The 1,763-nt window shown below is 64.3% G+C and carries 3 protein-coding genes; all 3 read left to right on the top strand.

The features are described from left to right. A partial coding sequence (locus AABA78_RS38740; RefSeq protein WP_338270572.1) for an RHS repeat-associated core domain-containing protein occupies positions 1-704 on the top strand: 704 nt, incomplete at its 5' end. A gap of 6 nt (positions 705-710) precedes the next feature. Next, positions 711-989: a hypothetical protein gene (locus AABA78_RS38735; protein WP_338270571.1), complete on the top strand. Its 279-nt coding sequence runs from the start codon at positions 711-713 to the stop codon at positions 987-989. 593 nt (positions 990-1,582) lie between these two features. After that, positions 1,583-1,763: hypothetical protein (locus AABA78_RS38730; protein WP_338270570.1), on the top strand; the 181-nt coding region annotated here is incomplete at its 3' end.

Genomic DNA, 1,763 nt, shown 5'->3' with positions numbered 1-1,763 from the left:
TCTCCGCCTACGAGTACCGCCGCTTCCAGACGGGCGCCTCCCCCTTCTGGACGCCCCTTCGCTTCCCCGGCCAGTACCACGACGCCGAAACCGACCTCTTCGAGAACTGGAACCGCTTCTACGACCCCAGTATTGGCCGGTACCTGCAGCCGGAGCCGCTGTTGCATAGCCCCAAGTACATGCTGGATATGGCCAAGGCCAGCATGGCTGTACCGGCATACTCCTATGCCGTGAACAATCCTCTCGCGTTCATCGACAGAAACGGCCTGAAGGTCGTGGGAACGGCGGACCGTAACGACTGGTGGAATATCTTGCAGGACGTGCTGTGGGATCTGAGTGCCAGCACCGAGGTCCACAACTGGTTCATGGAGTGCTTCGGCTCGGATCCCTTCACGGATGCGCTCGAACACAACGTGCACGCGGTCAAGGACGACTGGTGGTGCAAACTCGTCGGTGGAAAGGCCGTCACGAACGGCCTCACCGGCGAGACCACGCTCTGCCCGGGGTCGAACTTCGAGCATCCGCCAGCAGGTCCGCCAGGGACACAGCGGAGGGCGATCGCCTCGACGGTTATGCACGAGCTGGCCCACCAGATGGGACCGGTGAAGACGAACGACGCGCAAACCTACTGTGGCGGCTCAGGTCCTGTCGGGGCTTGCTCCGCTGATGCGGCCGGGGAGATTGGCCGAAACGCGGTCCACTGAGCGAACATGGGCGCCAAAGTCCTGCCAACTGAAAGACAGTGCCTGGTAACAGGCTCCGCGGCGCTTGGGTTGTCCACGACGGCGTACCTGATCTTCATGCTCAGGTACGCCGCCGGTGCCCGAACGGGCCTCGGCTTGTGGGCGACGCTCGTCTACACGCTGCTCGGGGTAGCAGCGATCTGCGCTGTCTACGCGGCAGTGCGCCACCGCTCCAATCCAGCACTCGGCCTGCTCGTCGGATGCGGAATCGCATTGGCGGTGTTCGTCTTCTTCAGCGCGTCCTGACACCGCGGCACGGCAGCTCCAGACAGGCTGTCCCGGCTCACCACCTGGACTCCGTGGTCACAGTTCGCCACGGAGCGCAGCCAGCCGATGCGCGTGTGCGCCCGCGCCTCGCAGTTCTCCATCCGGATGTCGGGGACGGCCAGCAGCAGGTCGATGATGCCCTGCCCTTCTCCTGCGAACGTCGCGTCCGCGAACGCACTACGACTTTGACGGCAGCATTTTCAAGCCCTACCTGGATGTCGCTGTCATCGCGTCGGCGCTTGTGTTCGGGCTTTGGATGCGCCGCGAGCAGTGCGGCTCGCCGGCTTATGGCTCTGGTTCGGGCCTCATCCCAGACAACTTGCGCAGCGCAAGGTTTTCCCATGAACTCCAAAATGTCTTCTTGACAACGTCTGACGGGATCAGGTTTAGGACTTCGGGAATAGGAGAAGTCCGACATGAAGGTGTGCGTTGGGGGAAGTCGTTTCTGGGGGATCCTGGGCCTGCTGGCGCTGGCAGGGTGTAGCGAAAGCGGGACCTCTCGCGAGAGCGCACCGGCGGCTTTGGCTCCGGTATTGACCGAGCACCGGCCCCAGGGGAGCGGGACGGGGCGTATGGCTTTGGGTGAGGATTGCACCCAGGGCTCGCACTCGGATTGCGCGTCCGGACTGTGCCTGCACGCCGCACCGGGCGGCGCCGCCCGCGCGGAAGCGGGCTATTTCTGCAGCCGCACCTGCCAGAAGCCCACGGACTGCCCCACCGACTGGCGTTGCCAGCAACTGCTGCCCACCACCC

This window comes from Corallococcus caeni (assembly GCF_036245865.1).
GTDB classification, from domain to species: domain Bacteria; phylum Myxococcota; class Myxococcia; order Myxococcales; family Myxococcaceae; genus Corallococcus; species Corallococcus caeni.
This window is presented reverse-complemented; position numbering and strand designations above follow the sequence as displayed.

What these genes read in the sequence shown, in the direction of transcription:
- AABA78_RS38735 (WP_338270571.1), top strand. Translation starts at nt 711, where the DNA reads ATGGGCGCCAAAGTCCTGCCAACTGAAAGACAGTGCCTGGTAACAGGC.